Origin of the sequence: Arthrobacter oryzae (assembly GCF_037911235.1) — a bacterium.
Lineage (GTDB): Bacteria > Actinomycetota > Actinomycetes > Actinomycetales > Micrococcaceae > Arthrobacter > Arthrobacter oryzae_E.
The window spans coordinates 89,807-110,117 of the sequence record NZ_JBBLYW010000071.1 but is presented as its reverse complement, the minus strand read 5'-3'; the positions used below and the strand labels follow the sequence as shown (position 1 = coordinate 110,117).

Sequence of the window (20,311 nt, the reverse complement as noted above, 5' to 3'; positions counted from 1 at the left end):
TTACATTGCCCATTGCGCGCGCGTGCCACATCGGAATTTTCGAGTCAAATGTTGCATCATACATCTGCTTTAGCGTGAAATGTCACCCTCCGGCCACGCGGTATTCACGTTCTGCCCCGGCCCGAACGGGGCCTAGGGGAACAGCGGTCGGGGGCCGCCGAAGACTCCCTCCATCCGCCACGCGTCCAGCCGCAGCAGCCGGACCGTGCCGTCGGCAGACAGGCGGACGGCTTCCCCGCCGAGGGTCGGGTACGCCCGGACCGTCAGCGGTTTGCCGTTGGCGAAGACCTCCAGTGCCGAGCGGTCCACCAGGACGCGCAGGTGCAGTCTCCCGCCGGGGAGGTTCACCGGGCCGGATTTCTCGTCCGCGTCCACAGAGGGGTCCAGGCTGCTGCGGGAGCGGTCCAGGCGCAAGCAGGAATCCCCGCTGGTTACGGCAGCGCTTGCGGCCGGCTGTCCGGCAGGACGAACAACCTCGATGACAGTTTCCTCGGCTGCGCCGCCGCCGAAATTGGCACCCGAACCCGTGACGCCCGCGCCCAAGACACCCAGGCGGAAGACGCTCCCCGGCTCCAGTTCGAGCTCCAGCTCCAGGTCCAGCTGGTTTCCGGACACGCCGGACAGGACCTCGCAGCCGGCAATGGCACGGGGACCGATCCGGACGTGGTCCCGCCGCAGCAACGCCACCTCCGGAACGGGAGCGAAGGCCAGGTCCCCGCCCGCGTCCAGGGTGGCCACTCGCGGCAGGCTCATCACGCCGGACCAGCCGGCCTCCACCATGGCCGCCTCCGACCGGCCCTCCTGCAGCCAGCCGAACATGACCCGCCGCCCGGCCCCGTCGGCAAAGGACTGCGGGGCGTAGAAGTAGCGGCCGCCGTAGTCCAGCCGGTGGAGGTCCCGCGGGGAGTACGAATCCCCCGCATAGCGTCCGGTCCAGTAGAGCGGGTGGCGGGTATCGCCGTCGTGCCAGGCCGAGAAGACCAAGACGTCCGTTCCGACGTCGGTGCCCGCGGCGGGCATGTGGTCCCCCAAAGCCCCGCCGCCTGCACGGAACAGGTCAACACACTCCCACATGGTGCCCTGCCAGTCCGTGGCGGCCGGATCCCCCGAGGACGCATCTCCGATGAACAGCGGGCCGATGTAGTCCCAGCGGCGAAGGTCGGCGGACTCGTACAGGAACGCCGTACCGCCGCGGCCGCGGATGCCGGACCCCACGAGCTGGCGCCAGCGCGGGCCTTCCCGCCAGACGCAGTGGTCGCGGTAGGCGGTGATGTCCACGCCGGCGGGGGGCGCCGGGATGACGGGGTTCTCAGGAGCCTTCGTCCAGCTCAGGAGGTCCGGGGAACCGACAGCCACGCAGGGCAGTTCGCTGGCGCCGTGCCGGCCGGAGTACACCAGGGTGGGCGTGCCGCCGTCGTCCACCATCACGCCGGACCAGCAGCCGTCGGCGTCCGGCCCCTCGGACGGCACCAGCGCCACGCGCTGGTCGGTCCAGTTGACCAGGTCCGGGCTGGTGGCGTGGCCCCACAGGATGCGGTGGTGGAAGGCGCCCTCCGGGTTGTACTGGTAGAAGAGGTGGTAGGTCCCGTTCCACTGGCTGACGCCATTGGGGTCGTTGAGCCAGCCTGCGGGCGAGACGAAGTGGAACCGCGGCCGGTGCGGGTCCGCCTCGGCGCGTGCCACGAGTTGATCCCGGGGCACGGTGGCCAAGGGGTGGGTCAATTCGGTCATGCGGAAGCCTTGTTTTCTGTGCGGGAATCGTTCGTTGGCGACGCTTCCAGGGGTTCGAGGGGTCCGGCGGGTTCGAGGGGCTCGGCGGACAGGGCGTGGCTGGCAGCCGATGCCGGCGGCCGGTAGAGGTGGCAGCGCACCCAGTGCTCGTTGGCGGGATCGCCCACACGGTGGCGGACCGGTTCGACGGCGGAACACCGCTGCTCCGGGTCGCCGTCGAACGCGCACGACGCCGATTCCATCACCGCTGCGCGTAGCGCCGCCCGTTCCCGCGGATCGTAGGATCCGGTGCGGGCGGGATCCGGCACGGCCGAAACCAGCAGCCGGGTGTAGGGATGGGCGGGGTTGGCCAGCAGGTCCAGCGATTCGCCCTCCTCCACCAGCTCCCCGGCGAACATGACGGCGATCCGGTCCGCGAGGTAGCGCGCCGAGGCGAGGTCGTGGGTGATGTAGAGCATGGAGATGCCCTGCTTGTCCCGCAACTGGCGCATCAGGTTCAGGATGCCGATCCGCACGGAGACGTCCAGCATGGAGGTGGGTTCGTCCGCGAGGATCACTTCCGGTTCAACTGCCAGGGCCCGGGCGATGGCCACGCGCTGACGCTGCCCGCCGGAGAGCTCGTGCGGGTAGGAGTTGAGCATGTCCGGGGTGAGGCCCACGGTGGTCATCAGCCCGTCCAGGCGGGTGCGTAGCTGCGCGGGGGTCCCGGCCTTGCCATGCAGGGTCAGCGAACGGGTGAGGAAGTGCTCGATCCGGTGGACCGGGTTCAGGGAGCCGAAGGGGTCCTGGAACACCATCTGCAACTGGCTCCGGTACTCCCTGGATGCCTGGAACCGGTCCCGTTTTAGCACGTCCGTGCCATCAAGCAGGATCCGGCCGGCAGTAGGCTTCTCCAGCCGTGCGATGCAGCGTGCCAGCGTGCTCTTGCCCGAGCCGGACTCACCCACCAGGGCCACGATTTCGCCTCTCCTGATGGTGAGGTCGACTCCACCAAGGGCCCGGACCGAGGCGCGGGAGAACAGTCCGCCACTGTGGAAATCCTTGACCAGGCCTTTCACCTCGAGGGCGGGAGCCTCGCCGTTCGTGAGGTCAGGCGTATTCAGTGCCGTTGCCGGCCGTGCTGAAACGGGGGTGCTCATGGCTGTGCTCCTTGGAGGACGGCGGCCTTCTGGTCCGCGGGAAGGGGCGAAACGAAGTGCCCGGGCGAGGCTTCCTCAAGATCGGCGATGTTGCTGAACTTCACGCCCTCGGCAAGGCCCCTCAGCGGCACCCGGGGGCCGGTGAGCGGAGGGAACGCGCCCATCAGGGCCTGGGTGTAGGGGTGCTGCGGGGCGGCGTGGATGTCCCTGGCCTTGGCCGTCTCCACGATCCGGCCGCCGTACATGACGGCCATCCGGTGCGAGAGTTCCACCATGAGGGACATGTCATGCGTAATGAACAGGACGGAGAAGCCCAGTTCGCGCTGCAGTTCCTTGATCTGGGCCATGATCTCCTGCTGCACCACCACGTCCAGCGCGGTTGTGGGCTCGTCCAGGATCAGCAGCGAGGGCCTGAGGGCCACCGCCATGGCGATCACCGCGCGCTGCCGCATCCCGCCGGAGAGCTGGTGCGGATAGGACTTCAGCCGGGCGGGATCGATCCGGACGAGTTCCAGCAGTTCGGCCGCCCGCCGCAGCGACTCCTTCCGGGTGTAGCCCGCGTGGGTGGTGTAGATATCCACGATCTGGTCACCGATGGTCATCACCGGGTTCAGCGAGTTCATGGCGGACTGGAACACCATGGCCACGTCCTGCCAGCGGAAGCGGCGCAGCTCCTCTTGCTTCATGGCCAGGACGTCCTTGCCGCCGAAGCGGATGCTGCCGCCCGCGATCTCCGCCGGGTCGCGCAGGAGCCGCATGATGGCATTGGCGATGGTGGATTTGCCGCAGCCGGACTCACCCGCCAGGCCGAAGATTTCGCCGGTGCCGATGCTGAAGGAGACACGGTCGACGGCGGTGGTGGACCGGGTGTCGCCGCGGTACTTCACGGTGAGGTCCTTGATTTCCAGGACCGGTTCGTGGGACCCGAAGGAGGTCTGGGAGACGGTCATGCCGATGCTCGCTTTCCGGGTTGTGCAGGCTTGCGCACCGGCTTGGTTTTCTGTATTTTCCGCAAGCGGGGATTCGTAACCTCGTCCACCGCGTAGTTGATCAGCGACAACGAGAACGCCACCAGCGCGATGCACAGGCCGGAGGGCACGAACACCCACCAGCTGCCGGTCAGCAGGGCCCCCTCGTTGCCGGCCCAGTACAGGTTGTTGCCCCAGGAGACCGTGCTGACGTCGCCCAGGCCCAGGAACTCGAGGCCTGCCTGCGCGCCGATGCCGTAGATAATGCAGGCCAGCAGCGTGCCCATCACGATGGAGGCCATGTTGGGCAGGATTTCGCGGAACATGATCCGCAGGGGCCGTTCGCCGGTAACCACGGCTGCGGCCACGAAGTCCTTGGAACGGATGGACAGGGCCTGCGAACGCAGCACCCGGGCCGAGCCGGCCCAGCCTGTGACCACCAAAACAAGAATCACGGTGCCCAGGCCCGGCGGCAGGAACGCGGCCAGGATCACCAGGAGCGGAAGTCCCGGCAGGAGCAGGAACACGTTGGTGGTCAGGGACAGGGCTTCGTCGATGAACTTGCCGAAGTAGGCTGAGGCAAGGCCCACCAGGATGCCGATGAACGTGGAGGCGAAGCCGACGGTCAGGCCCACGAACAGGGAGCTGCGTGCGCCGTGGATGGTAAGGGCCAGGACGTCCTGGCCCTTGGCGGTGGTGCCCAGCCAGAACTCGGCATCGGGCTCCTGGGACGCCATGCCGGTGATCTTGGAGGGGTTGTCCGGGTACAGCACCGGGGCCAGGAGCGCCAGGGCGATGAAGATGAACAGGATGGCTGCGCCGGTCATGGCTTTCTTGTTCGTCAGCAGCCCGTGCAGCAGGGTGCGGTTGGGCCGGCGGACGGAGGCTCCGGGCGGAACGCCCGTGCCGCCGTCGGGCATTCCAGCGATAGTGCCGGTGCCGCCGGCGAGGGTCTCCCCCGCCACGGTTGAGGCGGTGGTTGCGATGGACGTGGTCATGGTCCGTCCTTCCTAGTTGGCGCGCACGCGCGGGTCGAGGCGGACGTAGAGGATGTCCACCAGGAAGTTGGCCAGCAGCACGGCGGCGGTGATGGTCAGGAACAGTCCCTGCATGAGCGGGTAGTCGAGTCCCTGGACGGCGTTGAGGAGCTGGTAGCCCACGCCGGGGTAGGCGAACACCACCTCGGTCAGCAGCGCGCCGCCCACCACGAAGCCCAGGCTCATGCCAAAGCTGGTCACGGACGGGAGCATGGCGTTGCGGGCGGCGTAGCGGAACATGATCCGGCCCGGGCGGAGGCCTTTGGCTTCGGCCATGGTGATGTAGTCCTCGGCGTTGGTGGCGATCATGGTGTTGCGCATCCCGAGCATCCAGCCGCCCACCGACACCAGCACGATGGTGAGGGCCGGCAGCACCAGGTGCATGCCGACGTCGGACATGAACGCCCAGCTGAGGCTGGGCTCAATGGTGTCGCTGAACGCGTGGCGGATCGGGAACCAGCCCAGCGTGACGCCGAACAGGTAGAGGGCGCCCATCGCGAGCCAGAAGTACGGGAAGGACCCGATGAAGATCAGAAGGGGAGGGAGGGCGGAGTCAATGGCTCCGCCGCGCCGCCACGCAGCCAGGATGCCGAGCAGGTTGCCCACGACGGCGGCAATCACCAACGCGGTTCCGCCGAGCAAGAGGGTCCAGCCCACCTGCGAGGCGATCACCTCGGTGACCGGCGTGGGGAAGCGGGAGATGGAGACCCCCATCTGCCCGGTGACCATGTTGTGAAGGTAGTCGACGTACTGCTCCCAGATGGGCCGATCGTCGACGCCGAGCAGTTTGCGCAGCGCCTCGATCTGTTCAGGCTGCATGCGGTCCTGGGTGCGGGCGAACATGCGGGATACGGGGTCCCCCGGCATAAAGCGCGGGAGCAGGAAATTCAAAGTGATGGACACCCAGAAGGCGATCAGGTAGAAACCCAGGCGGCGCAGGATAAAGCGCACGGTTTCCCTCCATTCGGGAATTGCGGAAGTGGGGCGGTGCACACCCGGCGCCGGAAACAGCGCCGGGTGTGCGGTCTGGGGCGGCCTCGGAGGGGCCGTGGATTACTTGGCCGGTTCCAGGGAGGTCAGGACCAGCACCGTGGTGGGCGCCCTGACCGACAAGGTGGCGTACGGGTTTTCTTCCGTGGGCCAGCCGGTGAAGCGGGTGTTGTTGTAGGCGCCCCATTCCGGGCCGGCGAACAGCGGGATGGCCGGGGCAACCGCGCTGTACTCCTCTTGGAGCTTGTCAACGATCTCGTGCTGGGTGTCCTCATCCGCAGAGGCGGCAAACTCGGTCAGCAGGGCGTCGGCCTTGGGGTCGCCGAAGCGGTGGTAGTTCTCAAAGGTCTTCTCCCCCACCGGCTTGACCGTGGCCGTACCCATCATGCCGGCGAAGTATTTGTACGGGCTGGGATCGTTGGCGCTCCAGACGATGCCGGAATCGAAATCGCCGGTCTCGTAGCCTGCCACCACGGCGGCCCAGTCCGGGGAATCAACCTTGGCGGTCACGCCCACCTCGGCGAGGTTCTGTGCGATCACGTTGGCCACGGAAAGCCAGTCGGAGGACGCGGCGCCCACGGAGATCTTGAACTCGAAGGGCTTACCGTCCTTCAGCGTGCGCTTGCCGTCCGCGCCCTTCGGGTAGCCGGCCTTGTCCAGGAGCTTGTTGGCTTCGTCAACGTTGAGCTTGGTCCAGTCGCAGCTGTCCTGGACGTCCTTGTTCTTCCATGTTTCGTAGTTCCCCGACAGCCCGGTGCAGTCCGCCGGCTTGGTGTAGCCGCTCATGCCGATCTTGGTGACCTGCTCCCGGTCCACGGCCATACTGAGTGCCTTGCGGACATCTGTGTCGTTGAACGGGGCCTTGGTGGTGTTCAGCTGCCAGTTGATCATCGAACCCGTGGGCGGGAACCAGTACTTGCGGTGGTCCGGGTCCTTGGAAATGAAGGTCTTCTCGATGTTGGGCATGTACTGGGGCGCCCAGTCAACGTCGCCGTTCGCGGCAGCGAGGTTGGCGCCGTCGTTTCCGGCGAAGGCGAGCATCTTGATGCCGGCGATCTTCTGCTTGTCCGGCTGCCAGTAGTTGGGATTCTTCTTCAGCACGAAGGACTGGGCTTGGAAGGTGTCCACTTCGGTGTAAGGGCCCGTCCCCACGGGCTTTTCGTTGGCGTCCTTCTCGGGATCGGCGATCTTGGACCAGATGTGGTCCGGCAGGATGCTCAGCTGGCCCAGGTCGAACAGCGCCGGGGACCAGGCGGTCTTGAAGCTGAACTTCACCTGGTTGGTGCCTTCGGCCGTGACCGTGTCCAGGTAGTCGTAGCCACCCTTGATCTTCTTCTGCAGGGCGAACGTGGTGACCACGTCGGCCGGGACCAGGGGCTGGCCGTCGGACCATTTCACGCCGTCGCGGAGGGTGAAGGTGATGGACTTGCCGTCCTCGGCCGCCGTCCACTCGCTGGCCAGCCACGGGGTGGTGTCGCCCTTGGCCGGGTTATAGATCAGCAGGGATTCGTAGATGGCCTGCTGGGTCATGGGCGCCACGGTGGGGGCGAACGGGTTGAAGTTGCGAACGAACGTGCCCATGTCCTCGCGGGGAATGGTCAGGAGCGCGCTTTGGGCCGAAGCATCAGCGTTGGCGGACCCGGTGTTGCCCGCGTTTGCGGAGCATCCGGTGAGCACCAGGGCGCCCACGGCAAGGCCGGCCGCGGCGATGCGGGCAGACCTCAGGAATCGTGCTTGTGTCATGATGGATATCTCTTTCCTCGTCTTCGCTGTGAAGGTGAAGGTGTGGTTGGGGTTGCTGTTCAGTAGTTGATTTGCCGTCAGACTGAATAGCGTTCTAGCAGCGGACAGTCGACCATTTGCTGATGTGCAGTGATCGGCTGTCCGGCTGTAAGGCTTGCGAGTGTCTGGACACCCAGCGCACCCATCTCCTCGAAGGGCAACGCAACCGTGGTCAGCTTGGGCCTGAGATAGGCCGCAATGAGTTCCTGGTTGTCGAAGCCGATCACGGCGATGTCTTGGGGGATGGCGAGCCCGCGCTCCTTGATGGCGTCGTAAGCGCCCATAGCCATCCGGTCGTTGAGGCAGAACAGGGCAGTTGGCCTGCCTGCCCCAGCCTGGTATTTATCAAGAATTTCGCAGGCGGCCTCATAGCCGCCGTCCGCCGTCGCGTGTCCCGAGACTACGAGCTCAGGATCCAGTTCCAGCCCTGCTTCGGCGAGTGCTTCGCGGCACCCCTCCAAACGCCCGACGGCCGCGGGGATGTCCGGATCCAGGTTGATGACACCGATTCTGGAGTGGCCGGCTTGCAGCAAACGTTCGACGGCGACGCGTCCCCCGGCGCGCTCGTCCGGGACGATCGAGGGCAGCTTCCCGTCCGCATCGAAGCAGTTGATAAGGACAGTGGGCACCTCGCTGGCGCTCTTCGGAACGTGCACGGCCCGGTGGTAAGTGGCCGCGTAGAGAAGTCCTTCCACTCTTTGTTCCAGCAGCTTTTCAACGGCCGCGTCTTCCATGCCGTGGTTCGGTCCTGTTGCATCGGCTTGGTCGGACGGGGCGATGAGCAGGAACCGGCGGTCCAGCCAGGCCTGGTCCTGCGCGCCCTTGATGATGTCGACGGCGAAGGGTGCCGTGACGATCTCCGTGACGATGCCGTACCAGTCGCTGCGCTGCGATGCCAGGGCCCGGGCACCTGCGTTGGGCCTGTAGCCGAGCGCTTGGACGGTCTCGAGGATGCGGTGCTTGGTCTCTTCCGAGATGCTGGCGTTCTCCCGGTTGCTGAGGACGAAGGACACCGCGGTGCGTGACACTCCGGCAGCTTTGGCCACGTCCGCCATGGTCACGCCCCGGTGGGCGGGCACTGTGGATGCCAGCCGGTGCCCGGGGCCCGTGCCCGCCGCTTTGGGGGTGCTGTTCGCCATCGAATGCTCCAAAATCCTGCCGACGTTGGCCGTCTTGGCCAGCCGAAAGCCTAGTTACTAACGCGCGTTACCTCGAGCGTGTGATTTAGGTTACGCGCGTTACTTGATCACTGTCAACGGGTAATTTTCGGAAGTTCCGCGGGACGGTCTACTCCCCCGGCGACTTTTGGGGCCCGTTGCGCGGCCCGTTGCGTGGGGCCCGTTGCGTGGGGCCCGTTGCGTGGGGCCCGTTGCGTGGGGGCCCGTTGGGCCGCTTCCGCGGTGCGGGGCCCGAGCCGCAGGAATATCACCAGGGGATACGGCCCGGCCTAATCCTCACGAGTCGCAAATCGATTGGCGACACGCAAATTACCCGGCGACACCGGAATACGGGGGGCGCGGGAGCATTTGCGTGTCACAGGGACATTTGCGCGTCGAAACTGCATGGGCGGGGAGGCTGCCAGGCTCCGCCATAGGTGACGCAGGCCCAGTCAGCCCGCGGCTACGGCTTAAAGAAGAAAAGCACCAGTTCCGAAGAACTGATGCTTCCCAGTGGTGGCTCCGACCGGCGTCGATCCGGTGACCTTTCGATTTTCAGTCGAACGCTCTACCAACTGAGCTACAGAGCCTAGGTGACATGTCACCTTGACAGCCGGAATTTCTTCTGGCAATCAGAGCGACCCTGACGGGACTTGAACCCGCGACCTCCGCCGTGACAGGGCGGCGCGCTAACCAACTGCGCTACAGGGCCTTGCTATTTTCTTGCTATCTGCAGTATCGCTACCGCAATTTTTCAAGGCCTTTAGCCTACCAGACTTTTCCATCCGGTTTGACCACATTCCTTGCGTACCCCCAACGGGATTCGAACCCGTGCCGCCGCCGTGAAAGGGCGGTGTCCTAGGCCGCTAGACGATGGGGGCCTGAACTCAATTCGGCTCATTCAGGGCAAAAATAAAGGGCCGAAGCCTTTCGTTTCCGCCCGTTCGAGTTGCTCCGAACTGGACTATAAAAGTGTAGGGCAGACCTTGGGAATATCCAAAATCGGCGGTGTGCGGGGGCCGCGATGGGTGCAGGGCGGGTGCAAGATGGACTGATGGATGCCGTTGATGCCCTCAATGAGATCGCTTTCTGGCTGGAACGCGAGCTGGCCCCCACGTTCAAGGTCCAGGCCTTCCGGAAGGCGGCCGGGATCATTGCGGACCTGGATCCGGCCGAGGTTGCCGCCCGGGCGCGCAACGGCCGGCTGAAAAGCATGAAGGGAATCGGGGACAGAACCTTCGAGGTGATCCGGCAAGCGGTCGACGGCGGCGTTCCCGACTATCTTGACGGCCTCCGCCAGCGCGGGCAGCAACCGCTCGCGGACGGCGGCTCCGAACTGCACTCAGCCCTCCGCGGGGACCTCCATAGCCACAGCGACTGGTCCGACGGCGGGTCCCCGATCGAACTGATGGCGGACGCCGCCCGCACCCTGGGCCGGGAGTACCTCGCACTGACGGACCACTCCCCCAGCCTCAAAATCGCCAACGGGCTGAGCGCCGAACGCCTCACGGAGCAGTTGGATATCGTGGCGGGCATGAACGACGGCGGCGGCGGCTTCCGCCTGCTCGCCGGCATCGAGGTGGACATCCTGGAGGACGGGACCCTGGACCAGTCCGCGGACATGCTGGACCGCCTGGATGTTGTGGTGGCGAGCGTCCACTCGAAACTCCGTTCCGACCGGAGCACCATGACCGCCAGGATGCTGGGCGCGATCAGCGATCCGCACATGAACGTCCTCGGCCACTGCACCGGCCGGCTGCTGCAGGGGTCCCGGGGGAAGCGGCCGCAATCGGAGTTCGACGCCGAGCGGGTGTTCGCGGCGTGCGCCGAGCAGGATGTCGCCGTCGAAATCAATTCCCGCCCCGAGCGGCAGGATCCGCCGGATGACCTGATCCGGGTGGCGCTCGATGCGGGCTGCCTCTTCAGTATCGACAGTGACGCCCATGCGCCGGGCCAGCTGGATTTCCTGCAGTACGGCGCAGCGCGTGCGGCCTTGAACGGCGTCCCCGCCGAGCGGATCGTCACCACGTGGCCGCTGGACCGGCTGCTGGAGTGGGCAGGGCGGGGGAAGTAGCAACCTGGCTCGGGGTTCAAGGCTCGGGCCCTAGCTCCAGCCCGGCCTTAGCTCCCGGACGTCCCGGAATCCTGCGGCCGCCACGGGGTGAGCCGGGGCAGCCAGCGCGGGACGTTCCGCCGGTACTCCTCGTACTCTGCGCCGAATTTCCGGAGCAGGGCGGGCTCCTCATACAACCTGACAAAAGCGACCACCGGGACGGCGCCGACGGCCATGGCCACGACGAGCTTGGGCTGACCCAGCAGCAGCCCCTGCCCGGCCACGGCTGCAGCGATGGCCACATACATCGGATTCCGCACGTAGCGGTAGAGTCCGCCGACCACCAGGTGCTTGGGCGGGGCAAACGGTGCGGGGGTCCCGAGGCCCTCCACGGCGAAATGCACAAAGGAGTTCGCGATCACCGCCGCCCCTGCGCCGATCAGCAGGACGCCCGCGATCTGGGCAGGGACCCCGCCGGGGACAGGAACCTGCACTTCCCAGCGGGTCAGGAGCCACGGAACCGCTCCGGCCACCGTTGCGGGTTCGACGGCGAAGGCCGCAGTGCCGATCGCGGCCCGTTTCCTGTCGCGGGCCGAAGCTGCGGATGCTGTCATAGCTGTAATCGTGGACCCGCCGTATTGAGCGGACAAGGGCCAACCGGTCTTGCGGCGGGGCGCGGCGGGGCGGGGCGGGGGAAATAGCACAGCTGTGCGGCACTTCTCAGCTGACCAGGAGTACGGCCATCGTCATCATGACGGCGGCGATGACGGCGTCAAGGATGCGCCAGGCGCTCCGGCGCCGGAAAACCGGGGCCAGGAACCGTGCGCCGAGGCCGAGGGCCGTGAACCACGCGATGCTGGCCATGCCCGCTCCGGCGGCGAACCACCAGCGGCCGTCCGGGCCGTGGGTGCTGGCAAGCGACCCGAGCAGGAGCACGGTGTCCAGGTAGACGTGCGGGTTCAGCCACGTAAAGGCCAGGCCGGTCCCCAGGACGGCCATCCAGCTGGCAGCCCGCGCCGGCCCGAGCTGTCCGAGCGCCTGGCCGCGGAAGGCACGCCAGGCGGCGAGGGCGCCGTAACCCGCCAGGAAAGCGGCTCCCGCCCAGCGCACCACCTCGAGCACGCCCGGCGCCCGTTCGATCACGACGCCAATGCCGGCCACGCCCAGCAGGATCAGCACCAGGTCCGAGACGGCGCAGACGGCAATGACGAGGGCTACATGCGAGCGCTGGATGCCCTGGCGCAGGACGAAGGCATTCTGGGCGCCGATGGCGACGATGAGGGACAGGCCGCTGGCTAGGCCTGAAAGCACGGGAAGGATCACCCTTTCAACGGTAGGAGAATGTCCATCATGAAACCAGTTAAAGATCCTTTGGCTGGATAAGATGAGCTAATGATGGACATTCATCCGGATCAGGCGCGGACGCTCGCGGCCATCGTCTCGCAGGGAAGTTTCGACGCCGCCGCCGCCCACCTTTCCGTCACCGCCTCCGCCGTCAGCCAGCGGATCCGGGCCCTGGAAGTCGCCGTCGGCCGTCCCGTCCTCAGGAGGACCAGGCCGATTGAACTCACCGAATCCGGCCAGGCCGTGGTGCGCTTCGCGCGGCAGCTCGAGATGCTCTCGGCGGACCTCGCCGATGAACTGCAGCCGGGCACCCCGCACCCGGACACACGGCTTACCCTGGTGATCAACAGCGACTCGCTGCACACGTGGGCGCTGACCGGACTGGCCGCGGTTGCCGGCACGGTGCAGCTGGAAATCCTTCGCGAGGACCAGGACTATTCTCTGGAGCTGCTCCGCAGCGGCGCTGCGGCGGCCGCCATCACGGGCACCCAGAAGCCGGCCCCCGGCTGCACCTCCCGCAGGCTCGGCGTCATGCGCTATCTGCCCGTCTGCACCCCGGCCTTCGGGGCACGCTGGCTCGACGGCGGCGCGACGGCTGAATCGCTGGCAAAGGCCCCCGTCATCATCTACGACCGCAAGGACGACCTGCAGGACCGCTACCTGCGGCGGTTCAGCCGCAAGCCCCTCCAGCCGCCGCGCCACTACGTTCCCGCGGCCCACGAGTTCGGCGAGGCCATCCGGCTGGGCATGGGGTGGGGCCTGCTTCCAGAACTTGAGATCGGCGAGGACCTGGACCAAGGGACACTGCAGACGATGGCCTCCAGGTCCTTCGTTGACGTCCCGCTTCACTGGCAGCAGTGGCGCTACGGTTCGGCCGTGCTGGACGGCGTCGCCGCCGCCATCCAGGACGCTGCGCGCGTGCTGCGGTGAATATTTTGGCAGGATCTCGACTAGACGTGGCCGATTTCCGCCAGCCGCACGGCCGCGGCGGGGGCTAGATTGGCAGCATGGCAACCACCGCCGAAGGCACAGCACCCACACCCGGCGACGCCGGCGGGACGATGCCGGTCAACAACCCGGCCAACAAACTGGGCGTCGCCGCCGTCGTTATCACGGTGGTCCTGTGGGCCTCCGCCTTCGTGGGCATCCGCGCCGTCGGCCCAAGTTTCTCCCCCGGCTCCCTGACGCTGGGACGGCTGGCGATTGCCGCCGTCGTCCTGGGCCTGGTGGTGCTGCCGAAGCTCCGGATGCTGCCCAAGGGCCGGGAGTGGTGGCCCATACTCGCATACGGCGTGATGTGGTTCGGCGGCTACAACGTGGCCCTGAACGCCGCCGAGCACCTGCTGGACGCCGGCACCGCAGCCCTGCTGATCAACGTCAATCCCATCCTTGTGGCGGTGATGGCCGGCATCCTGCTCAAGGAAGGTTTCCCGCGCTGGCTGATCATCGGCAGCCTGATAGCGTTCGCCGGCGTCGCGGTGATCGCGCTCAGTTCGGGACAGCGTTCGACGGCGGATGTGGCAGGCGTGCTGCTCTGCCTCCTTGCCGCTGTGCTCGCCGCCGTCAGCGTGATCGTCCAGAAGCCGGTGCTGCGGAAGTTCCCCGCAGCCCAGGCCACCTGGTTCGGGATCATGGTGGGCGTCATCTGCTGCCTGCCATTCAGCGGCCAGCTTGTGGGCGAACTGCAGCTGGCCCCGTTGCCGGCCACCCTGGGGCTGGTCTACCTGGGAGTCTTCCCCACGGCGATCGCCTTCACCACGTGGGCCTACGCACTGTCCCTCATCGACGCCGGAAAACTGGCCGCCACCACGTACCTGGTCCCCGGCACCACCATCCTCATCTCCTGGCTGGTGCTCGGCGAAGTGCCTACCGTGTGGGGGCTGGTGGGCGGCGTGATCTGCCTGGTGGGCGTGGGGCTGACGCGGCGTAAATCCCGCTAGAGTCTTGGTATGCCCGCCAATTTGCCGCCCGGCCTGCCAATCGTCCCGGACGGCGCGGGCGACGACGCACCGTTCCCCATGACCGAGGAAGATTTTGAGTCGGCCGTGAGCGACGCCCTGGAACGTGTGCCGCCGGAAGTCGCCAACGCCATGGACAACGTGGCCGTGTTCATCGAGGACGACTACATCCCGCAGCCGGGAGAGGACCCGGACACCGTGCTGCTGGGACTCTACGAGGGCGTGCCACTGACCGAGCGTGACGCCTGGTGGGGAGCGGGATCTCTGCCGGACCGGATCACCATCTACCGCCAGCCCATCCTGGAAATCTGTTCTTCCCGCGAGGAGGTCATTCAGGAGGTGGCCATTACCGTGACGCACGAGATTGCCCACCACTTCGGCATTAGTGACGAGCGGCTGCACGAACTCGGCTGGGACTAGCTAGCCTTGTACGCATGGGACACGACCACAGCCACTCTCACGGCATCTCGGCCACTGCCACAGGCAAGCACCGTAAACGCCTGATTGCCGTCCTCAGCATCACCCTGGCCGTGGTCCTGATCCAGGTCATCGGCGCAGTAATTTCCGGATCCCTGGCACTGCTGGCCGACGCCGGCCACATGCTGTCCGATGCCGCCGGCGTTTTCATCGCCCTCCTGGCAGCGTGGATCGCCACCCGGCCCGCGAGCGACCTGCGGACCTACGGCTATCAGCGCGCCGAAGTCCTTGCCGCCCTCGCCAACGCGCTGGTGCTGATTGTCATCTCGGTGGTGATCTTCACTGAGGCCGTCCGGAGGATCGGTTCGGCGCCCGAAGTCCAAACGGACGTGATGCTCTACGCCGCCGTCCTGGGCGCTGCGGCCAACGTGGTGTCCCTGCTGATCCTGCGCGGCGCACAGAAGGAAAGCCTCAACGTGCGCGGCGCGTACCTTGAGGTCCTGGGCGACCTGCTGGGCTCCTTCGCCGTTATTGCGGCCGCCGTGGTGATCATGGTGACCGGCTTCCAGGCGGCAGACACCATTGCCTCCATGGTCATCGCCGTGATGATCCTCCCCCGGGCGTGGCACCTGCTCCGCGATGTGCTGGACGTGCTCCTCGAAGCAACCCCCAAAGGCGTTGAAGTCCAAATGATCCGCGAGCACATCCTGTCCGTGGAGGGCGTGGTATCCGTGCACGACATCCACATCTGGACCATCACGTCCGGCGTGCCGGTGTTTTCCGCCCACGTGGTGGTCGAGGACGCCGTGCTGAGCGCCCGCGGGGCGGACCAGGTGCTGGACAAGCTCGGCACCTGCCTCGGTTCGCACTTCGACACCGACCACTGCACGTTCCAGCTGGAACCGGAGAGCCACTCCGAGCACGAGTCCCACCAGCACGCCTGAGCCCGGGAAATGGCGGGTACCGCCTGCCGCCGAATCCCGACACGCCGCATGTAATGTGACCAAATGACATAGTTGTTGTTTATGTTATTGATGTGACTAGTGTTGCCAAAGTTGCAGCTAGGCACGTAGCCTCGTGTCTGCTGGGTCTCCGCGGCGGGGCATCCACCTGTGAAAATCACCGGTGAAAATCTTCAATTCCTCGCTCACTCCAGCCTGACTGCTGCGAGGTAACTTGATGGGTTTGACCGGATCCGGCCGCAAAACGGCTGTGCTGTGCACCGCCGTCGTACTCCTCGGATCGCTCGCCCTGCCCGCCGGCGCGGTGCCGCTGCCACGCACCGCAGCGCCCGCCGTGAGCGTTCCGGCCTCGCCGGAAATGCCCTCCCCCGAAGAGATCGCGGCGGCCAAAGCCAGTGAAAGCGCGACGGCGGACCAGGTCACCCGGATCGACCGCATCCTTGCCGACGCCGCCGTTGCCCAGGAGGCCAGCTTTGCCGCGGCCATGCAGGCCAACAACGCCTACGGCGATGCGCTGGTCACGCTCGAGATCCGCCGGGACGCAGCCGCGCTCGCTTCGGCGAAGGCCGCATCCGCCGAAGCGGAACAGGCGAAGGCCCGCAAGCAGGTGGGCCTCCTGGCCGGGGACCTGTACCGCAACGGCGGACTCAACCCGGCGCTGAGCACGTTTGTGAGTGGAAACGGAGAAGTGCTGCAGCAGGCCGCGACTCTTGAGGCCATCTCCGCGAGCCGCAGCCGGGCATTTGAGGCGGCCGACAACGCCGCCTCCGCCGCCAAGTCCTTGACCGCCGCCGCGGAGGACGCCAACCGTGCCGCCGACGATGCGTCCAAGTCCGCGGAAGACCGCAAGGTTGACGCCGAGCGCGCCAACGCAGCCCAGGCCAAGGCAGTGTCCGAGGCGAAGGCCCAGCGGACCGTGCTGGTGGACCAGCTGGCCACCCTCAAAAACACCACGGTGGCCCTCGAATCCGCCCGGGTTGATGCCCTGGACCGCCAACGTGCACAGGAACGTCTCGCGGCCGTCACAGCTGCAGCGGCTTCCGAGGCTGCGGCCCAGGCCGCGGCAGCACAGAACAGGCCGGCCGCGCCTGCGGCACCGGCGCCGGCGGCATCCGTTCCTCCGGCACCCGCTCCCCCAGCCCCGGCGGCTCCTCCGGCTGCGGCTGACCCGGCACCTGTGGCCCCGGCACCCCAGCCTGCGGCCCCGGCACCGTCCGTTCCAACGCCGCCGCCTGCTCGGGTTCCTGCACCGTCCCCGGGCGGCTCCAACCAGACCGCCATTTCGGTGGCGCTGAGCAAAGTCGGCTCCCCGTACTTCTACAAATACGGCGGTTCAGGCCCGCTGGGCTTCGACTGCTCCGGGTTGGTGCAGAACGCTTTCGCCGCTGCCGGCAAGTACCTTCCCCGCACCGCGGCACAGCAGTACGCGCAGGCACCCGTGCACGTGCCGTTCTCGCAGGCACAGCCAGGCGACCTCCTGGTCTGGGGATCTGCGCCCGATTTCTACCACGTGGGCATCTACCTCGGCGGCGGACGGGTGGTCCAGGCCCTGAGCCCGGACGACGGCATCACGGTGACCGATCTGGCCTGGATGGCCGGAATGCAACTGCACCCCACCGTTGCCCGGTATTAGGCCCGGTATTAGGACTGTCTGTACTGGGGCTCCCTCCCGATAGCGGGACCGCCTGCTCCGGCGGCTAGGACAGCACGTCCTTGGTGACGAACCTGCCGTAGGCGAGCGCCCCGAAGACCGCGATGTAGCCGGCCTGCAGCAGCGCATTGCCGGCAAAGGAATCCCAGGCGATCGGCTGCCGCAGCAAGTCAGCAAACCCGAACCAGTAATGGCTGAACAGCCAGGGGTGCAGCCATTCCAGCTGGGGCAGTTCACCCATCACCTGGGACACCACCGATGCCACGATGGTGGCCGCCATGGCGCCCACCGGAACGTCTGTCAGCGTGGACAGGAAAAGCCCGACGGCGGACAGCCCCAGCAGTGACACGGTGAGGTAAGCGGCCACCAGCACCAGCCGGACCACAGCTTCCCCGGGGGTGATCACGTCGCCCGACAGCAGCGTCACGGGCCCGACCGGAAACAGTGCCGCCCCGATGCCCGCCCCGGTCAGCGCCACCACCAGCGGGGCGACGACGCAGAATGCAGCTGCGCCCGCATATTTGATCAGCAGCAACCGCACGCGGCCGGCCGGAGCCACGAGCAGGTAACGCAAGGTGCCCAGGCCCGCTTCGCCGGCGATCGTGTCCCCGGCCACCACCCCCACGGTGAGCGGCAGGAAAAGGGGCACGCAGACCAGCAGCGCCGTCACCCCCACAAACAGCCCGTTCTGGGTGAACCTGTCCAGGAACGCGGGCCCGCGGCCGGGCGGCACGGCCGAGGAAAGCCTGACGGCGACGGCCATCAGCACCGGCACGGCAGCGAGCGCCAGCAGCATGGCCCAGGTCCGGCGCCGGCGGAACAGGACGCTCAGTTCAGAAGCCAGCAGCGGCCACCCCGAAGTCGGCCTTCCTGCCGGCGGCGGGGCTTCCCTGACGTCCGCCGCCTCGTCCCTGCTGGTCACGCCTTTACTGGGCAATGTCGAACCCCTCCCCCGTCAGCGCCACAAAGCGGTCCTCCAGGCTGCCCTGCTCCACGGCGAAGCCCCGGACCCGTACCCCGGCCGCCACCAGGGCGGCCACCACCGCTTCCGGCTCCACTCCAACTCCGCCAGCAGGGTTTCCGGGAGGCGCCGCATACACCAGCGCACCGTTGTTCCGGCCTCCTGCAGGGGTCATTCCGAAGGTGGCGAAAACACTTTCGGCCAGGCCGTCGTCGGGCGTTACCAGGCGTATCCGGGCCTTGCCCGCGTCGCGGAGTTCAGCGAGCGTTCCCTGGGCCACCAGCCGCCCCGCGCTCATGACGGCGGCGTGGGAGCAGATCTGCTCCACTTCGGCCAGCAGGTGGCTGGAGACAAAAACCGTGGCACCGTCGGCCGCGAGGGACCGCACCAGGGAGCGCACCTCGCGGGTTCCCTGTGGATCCAGGCCGTTGGTGGGCTCGTCGAGCACCAGCAGTTCCCGGGGCGAGAGGAGTGCGTTGGCGATGCCCAGGCGCTGTTTCATGCCGAGCGAATACGCACGGACCTTCTTTCCAGCGGCGTGCGTCAGGCCCACACGTTCCAACGCTGCCTCCACCCGCGCACGCCGCGTTGCGGTTGCTGCATGCGGGTCCGCGGAATCGAGGCGCCGGAGATTGGCCTCCCCGGAAAGGAACGGGTAGAACGCCGGGCCTTCCACCAAGGCTCCCACCCGCGGCAGGACCTCGTGGAAACGGGCCGGCATCTCAAGCCCCAGCACGCTGACGGAACCTTCCGTGGCCCCTGCAAGGCCCAGCATCATGCGGATGGTGGTGGTTTTCCCGGAGCCGTTCGGGCCCAGGAAGCCGAAGACGGACCCCCTCGGGACGGCGAGGTTAACGCCGTCCACGGCCAACTGATGGCCGAATCTCTTGCTGAGTCCGCGCGTCTCTATGGCCAGTTCGACGCTCCGGCCCGCGGCTGTCACCTCGCGGCAGCAGCGGCCAGCAGCCGCTCCGAGGGAACAAACCCTGCGAAAACGCGCCCGTCATCGGTCAACAGCACGTTCACGACGGCGGTGCTGAACAGCCGTCCGCCCGGCACCGCAACAGCGGCCTGCTGCAGCAGCGGATCACTGGCCACCATAGCCCCGGCTTCCGTGAACGCGGGGCCTGCGGGGAACTCAACCACGCTCTCCCAGCCGGTACCGGTCACCGTAGGCCGAGGGTGTCCGATGTCCGGGTCCCTCGATCCGGGAACCGCACCGGGAACGGCCGCGTCCGGCGCAACATCCGGCGCCACCGCTTCAGGTGCAACGCCGCTTTCCGTGGCGTGTCCGGGCCAGCTGTCCGTGCCGTGGGCCGGCACTTCGATTTCCTTGACGGTGGCGCCCGGCGGCGGGCTGAAGGCGAACAGCGAGGCGTCCGGCGCTTCGAGTGACAGGCTGGTGAACGCCAGCGTGAAGGCCGGCTCCGTCTGGCCGCGGGCCTTCAGTTCAACGCTGAGCGGCAGTCCGGTCTGGCCGTCAACAGCGATTGCAGCGGAAGCGATCAGTGTGCCTTCCGTCCGCGGCGTGATCATCAGGTTGTAGGCGGCCCGGCCCGCAACGGTGACCTCCGGAAGCACTGCAATTTCAGTCGTGGGATCAGCGGCGGCAAGCAGCCGTGCGGCCAGGTCCTCCGGCGTTGGCATCACACCGTCGGTGCCGGCACCAGGATGCTTGTACTCGCTGAAATCCTTGTGCTTGCCGGCATCGGCGGGGAGGGTCAGATGGGTTGCGGTGTTGTCCTTGGAGCTGTACAGCCACACCTGGTCTCCGCTGCGCACGGCATTGCGTTCAGCGAGGCGGTCGAGCACCTGGACCCGCATGTTGCTTGATCCGTCCATGAAGACCCGCGCCGTGTGCGGGCCGCTCAGGAGTTCCAGAGCCGAGGCGGCGTCACTGCCGGCCGACGGTCCGGTTTTCGGGAGCTGGGGCAGGCCAAGCTGGGACGTCTGTTCCAGGGTCCCGGAGAGCGACGGAGCTGCGTGCTGCGCCACCAGCGCCAGGACCTCCTGGGGCGTCTTGGCGGGCAGCGGGTCCCCCGCGCTGGCGGGCAACGAACCCGCAAGAGCGGCAGCGGCAATAACGGCCGGCACTGCGGCCGCGGGTATCCACCGCAGCCATTTTCTGGTCATGACAACTCCGCTCCAACATCGCAGCCTA

The 20,311-nt window shown here is 67.1% G+C and carries 18 protein-coding genes and 3 tRNA genes; 6 read left to right on the top strand and 15 right to left on the bottom strand.

The window, feature by feature from the left end:
• Positions 1-132 precede the first annotated feature (132 nt).
• The 10 genes from WMN78_RS20535 to WMN78_RS20490 all read right to left on the bottom strand — a co-directional run bounded on the left by WMN78_RS20535 (position 133) and on the right by WMN78_RS20490 (position 9,685).
• Positions 133-1,731: a glycoside hydrolase family 32 protein gene (locus tag WMN78_RS20535; RefSeq protein ID WP_340535595.1), complete on the bottom strand. Its 1,599-nt coding sequence runs from the start codon at positions 1,729-1,731 to the stop codon at positions 133-135.
• A complete protein-coding gene (locus WMN78_RS20530; RefSeq protein ID WP_340535594.1) occupies positions 1,728-2,870 on the bottom strand; it encodes an ABC transporter ATP-binding protein in 1,143 nt (380 codons plus the stop codon). Before WMN78_RS20530 ends, WMN78_RS20535 begins: the two co-directional genes overlap by 4 nt.
• The gene (locus WMN78_RS20525; protein ID WP_340535593.1) at positions 2,867-3,820 is read right to left on the bottom strand and encodes an ABC transporter ATP-binding protein; all 954 of its coding nucleotides are present in this window, start codon (positions 3,818-3,820) and stop codon (positions 2,867-2,869) included. The genes WMN78_RS20530 and WMN78_RS20525 overlap by 4 nt, the downstream gene beginning before the upstream one ends.
• A complete protein-coding gene (locus WMN78_RS20520) occupies positions 3,817-4,758 on the bottom strand; it encodes an ABC transporter permease (protein WP_340535702.1) in 942 nt (313 codons plus the stop codon). The genes WMN78_RS20525 and WMN78_RS20520 overlap by 4 nt, the downstream gene beginning before the upstream one ends.
• 90 nt (positions 4,759-4,848) lie before the next feature.
• On the bottom strand, positions 4,849-5,826 hold the full coding sequence (locus tag WMN78_RS20515) for an ABC transporter permease (RefSeq protein WP_340535592.1): 978 nt from the start codon (positions 5,824-5,826) through the stop codon (positions 4,849-4,851).
• A 102-nt stretch (positions 5,827-5,928) separates the two neighbouring features.
• The gene (locus WMN78_RS20510; RefSeq protein ID WP_340535591.1) at positions 5,929-7,608 is read right to left on the bottom strand and encodes an ABC transporter substrate-binding protein; all 1,680 of its coding nucleotides are present in this window, start codon (positions 7,606-7,608) and stop codon (positions 5,929-5,931) included.
• 77 nt (positions 7,609-7,685) lie between these two features.
• A complete protein-coding gene (locus WMN78_RS20505) occupies positions 7,686-8,786 on the bottom strand; it encodes a LacI family DNA-binding transcriptional regulator (protein WP_425341189.1) in 1,101 nt (366 codons plus the stop codon).
• 532 nt (positions 8,787-9,318) lie between these two features.
• A tRNA-Phe gene (locus WMN78_RS20500) sits at positions 9,319-9,394 on the bottom strand.
• A 48-nt stretch (positions 9,395-9,442) separates the two neighbouring features.
• A tRNA-Asp gene (locus WMN78_RS20495) sits at positions 9,443-9,516 on the bottom strand.
• Between the two features lie 96 nt (positions 9,517-9,612).
• Positions 9,613-9,685: transfer RNA gene (locus WMN78_RS20490), tRNA-Glu, on the bottom strand.
• Between the two features lie 173 nt (positions 9,686-9,858).
• Here WMN78_RS20490 and WMN78_RS20485 point away from each other — a divergent pair.
• Positions 9,859-10,878, top strand: coding sequence for a PHP domain-containing protein (locus WMN78_RS20485; RefSeq protein WP_340535590.1), 1,020 nt, complete (start codon positions 9,859-9,861; stop codon positions 10,876-10,878).
• 47 nt (positions 10,879-10,925) lie between these two features.
• Here the strand turns inward: WMN78_RS20485 and WMN78_RS20480 are convergent, their stop codons facing one another.
• On the bottom strand, positions 10,926-11,471 hold the full coding sequence (locus WMN78_RS20480) for an isoprenylcysteine carboxylmethyltransferase family protein (protein ID WP_340535589.1): 546 nt from the start codon (positions 11,469-11,471) through the stop codon (positions 10,926-10,928).
• A gap of 106 nt (positions 11,472-11,577) precedes the next feature.
• Positions 11,578-12,168 carry a LysE/ArgO family amino acid transporter gene (locus tag WMN78_RS20475; RefSeq protein ID WP_340535588.1) on the bottom strand — a complete coding sequence of 197 codons (591 nt, stop codon included), beginning with the start codon at positions 12,166-12,168 and terminating at the stop codon, positions 11,578-11,580.
• An 81-nt stretch (positions 12,169-12,249) separates the two neighbouring features.
• Here WMN78_RS20475 and WMN78_RS20470 point away from each other — a divergent pair, with 81 nt between their 5' ends.
• The 5 genes from WMN78_RS20470 (at position 12,250) to WMN78_RS20450 (ending at position 17,171) form a co-directional block, all read left to right on the top strand.
• Positions 12,250-13,131 (top strand): ArgP/LysG family DNA-binding transcriptional regulator, encoded by an 882-nt coding sequence (locus WMN78_RS20470; RefSeq protein ID WP_340535587.1) that lies wholly within the window; start codon positions 12,250-12,252, stop codon positions 13,129-13,131.
• A gap of 77 nt (positions 13,132-13,208) precedes the next feature.
• A complete protein-coding gene (locus WMN78_RS20465) occupies positions 13,209-14,141 on the top strand; it encodes a DMT family transporter (RefSeq protein ID WP_425341188.1) in 933 nt (310 codons plus the stop codon).
• A 9-nt stretch (positions 14,142-14,150) separates the two neighbouring features.
• On the top strand, positions 14,151-14,579 hold the full coding sequence (locus WMN78_RS20460) for a metallopeptidase family protein (protein ID WP_340535586.1): 429 nt from the start codon (positions 14,151-14,153) through the stop codon (positions 14,577-14,579).
• A gap of 14 nt (positions 14,580-14,593) precedes the next feature.
• On the top strand, positions 14,594-15,520 hold the full coding sequence (locus WMN78_RS20455; protein WP_340535585.1) for a cation diffusion facilitator family transporter: 927 nt from the start codon (positions 14,594-14,596) through the stop codon (positions 15,518-15,520).
• A gap of 235 nt (positions 15,521-15,755) precedes the next feature.
• Positions 15,756-17,171 (top strand): C40 family peptidase, encoded by a 1,416-nt coding sequence (locus WMN78_RS20450; protein ID WP_340535584.1) that lies wholly within the window; start codon positions 15,756-15,758, stop codon positions 17,169-17,171.
• Between the two features lie 64 nt (positions 17,172-17,235).
• On the opposite strand, the gene WMN78_RS20445 is transcribed toward WMN78_RS20450, so the two are convergent.
• Genes WMN78_RS20445 through WMN78_RS20435 form a run of 3 tightly spaced genes read right to left on the bottom strand, consistent with a single transcriptional unit; the run spans position 17,236 to position 20,283 of the window.
• On the bottom strand, positions 17,236-18,111 hold the full coding sequence (locus WMN78_RS20445) for an ABC transporter permease (protein WP_425341187.1): 876 nt from the start codon (positions 18,109-18,111) through the stop codon (positions 17,236-17,238).
• A gap of 4 nt (positions 18,112-18,115) precedes the next feature.
• On the bottom strand, positions 18,116-19,093 hold the full coding sequence (locus WMN78_RS20440; RefSeq protein ID WP_340535583.1) for an ABC transporter ATP-binding protein: 978 nt from the start codon (positions 19,091-19,093) through the stop codon (positions 18,116-18,118).
• Positions 19,090-20,283, bottom strand: a complete 1,194-nt coding sequence (locus WMN78_RS20435; RefSeq protein ID WP_340535582.1) for a hypothetical protein — start codon at positions 20,281-20,283, stop codon at positions 19,090-19,092. Before WMN78_RS20435 ends, WMN78_RS20440 begins: the two co-directional genes overlap by 4 nt.
• Positions 20,284-20,311 lie beyond the last annotated feature (28 nt).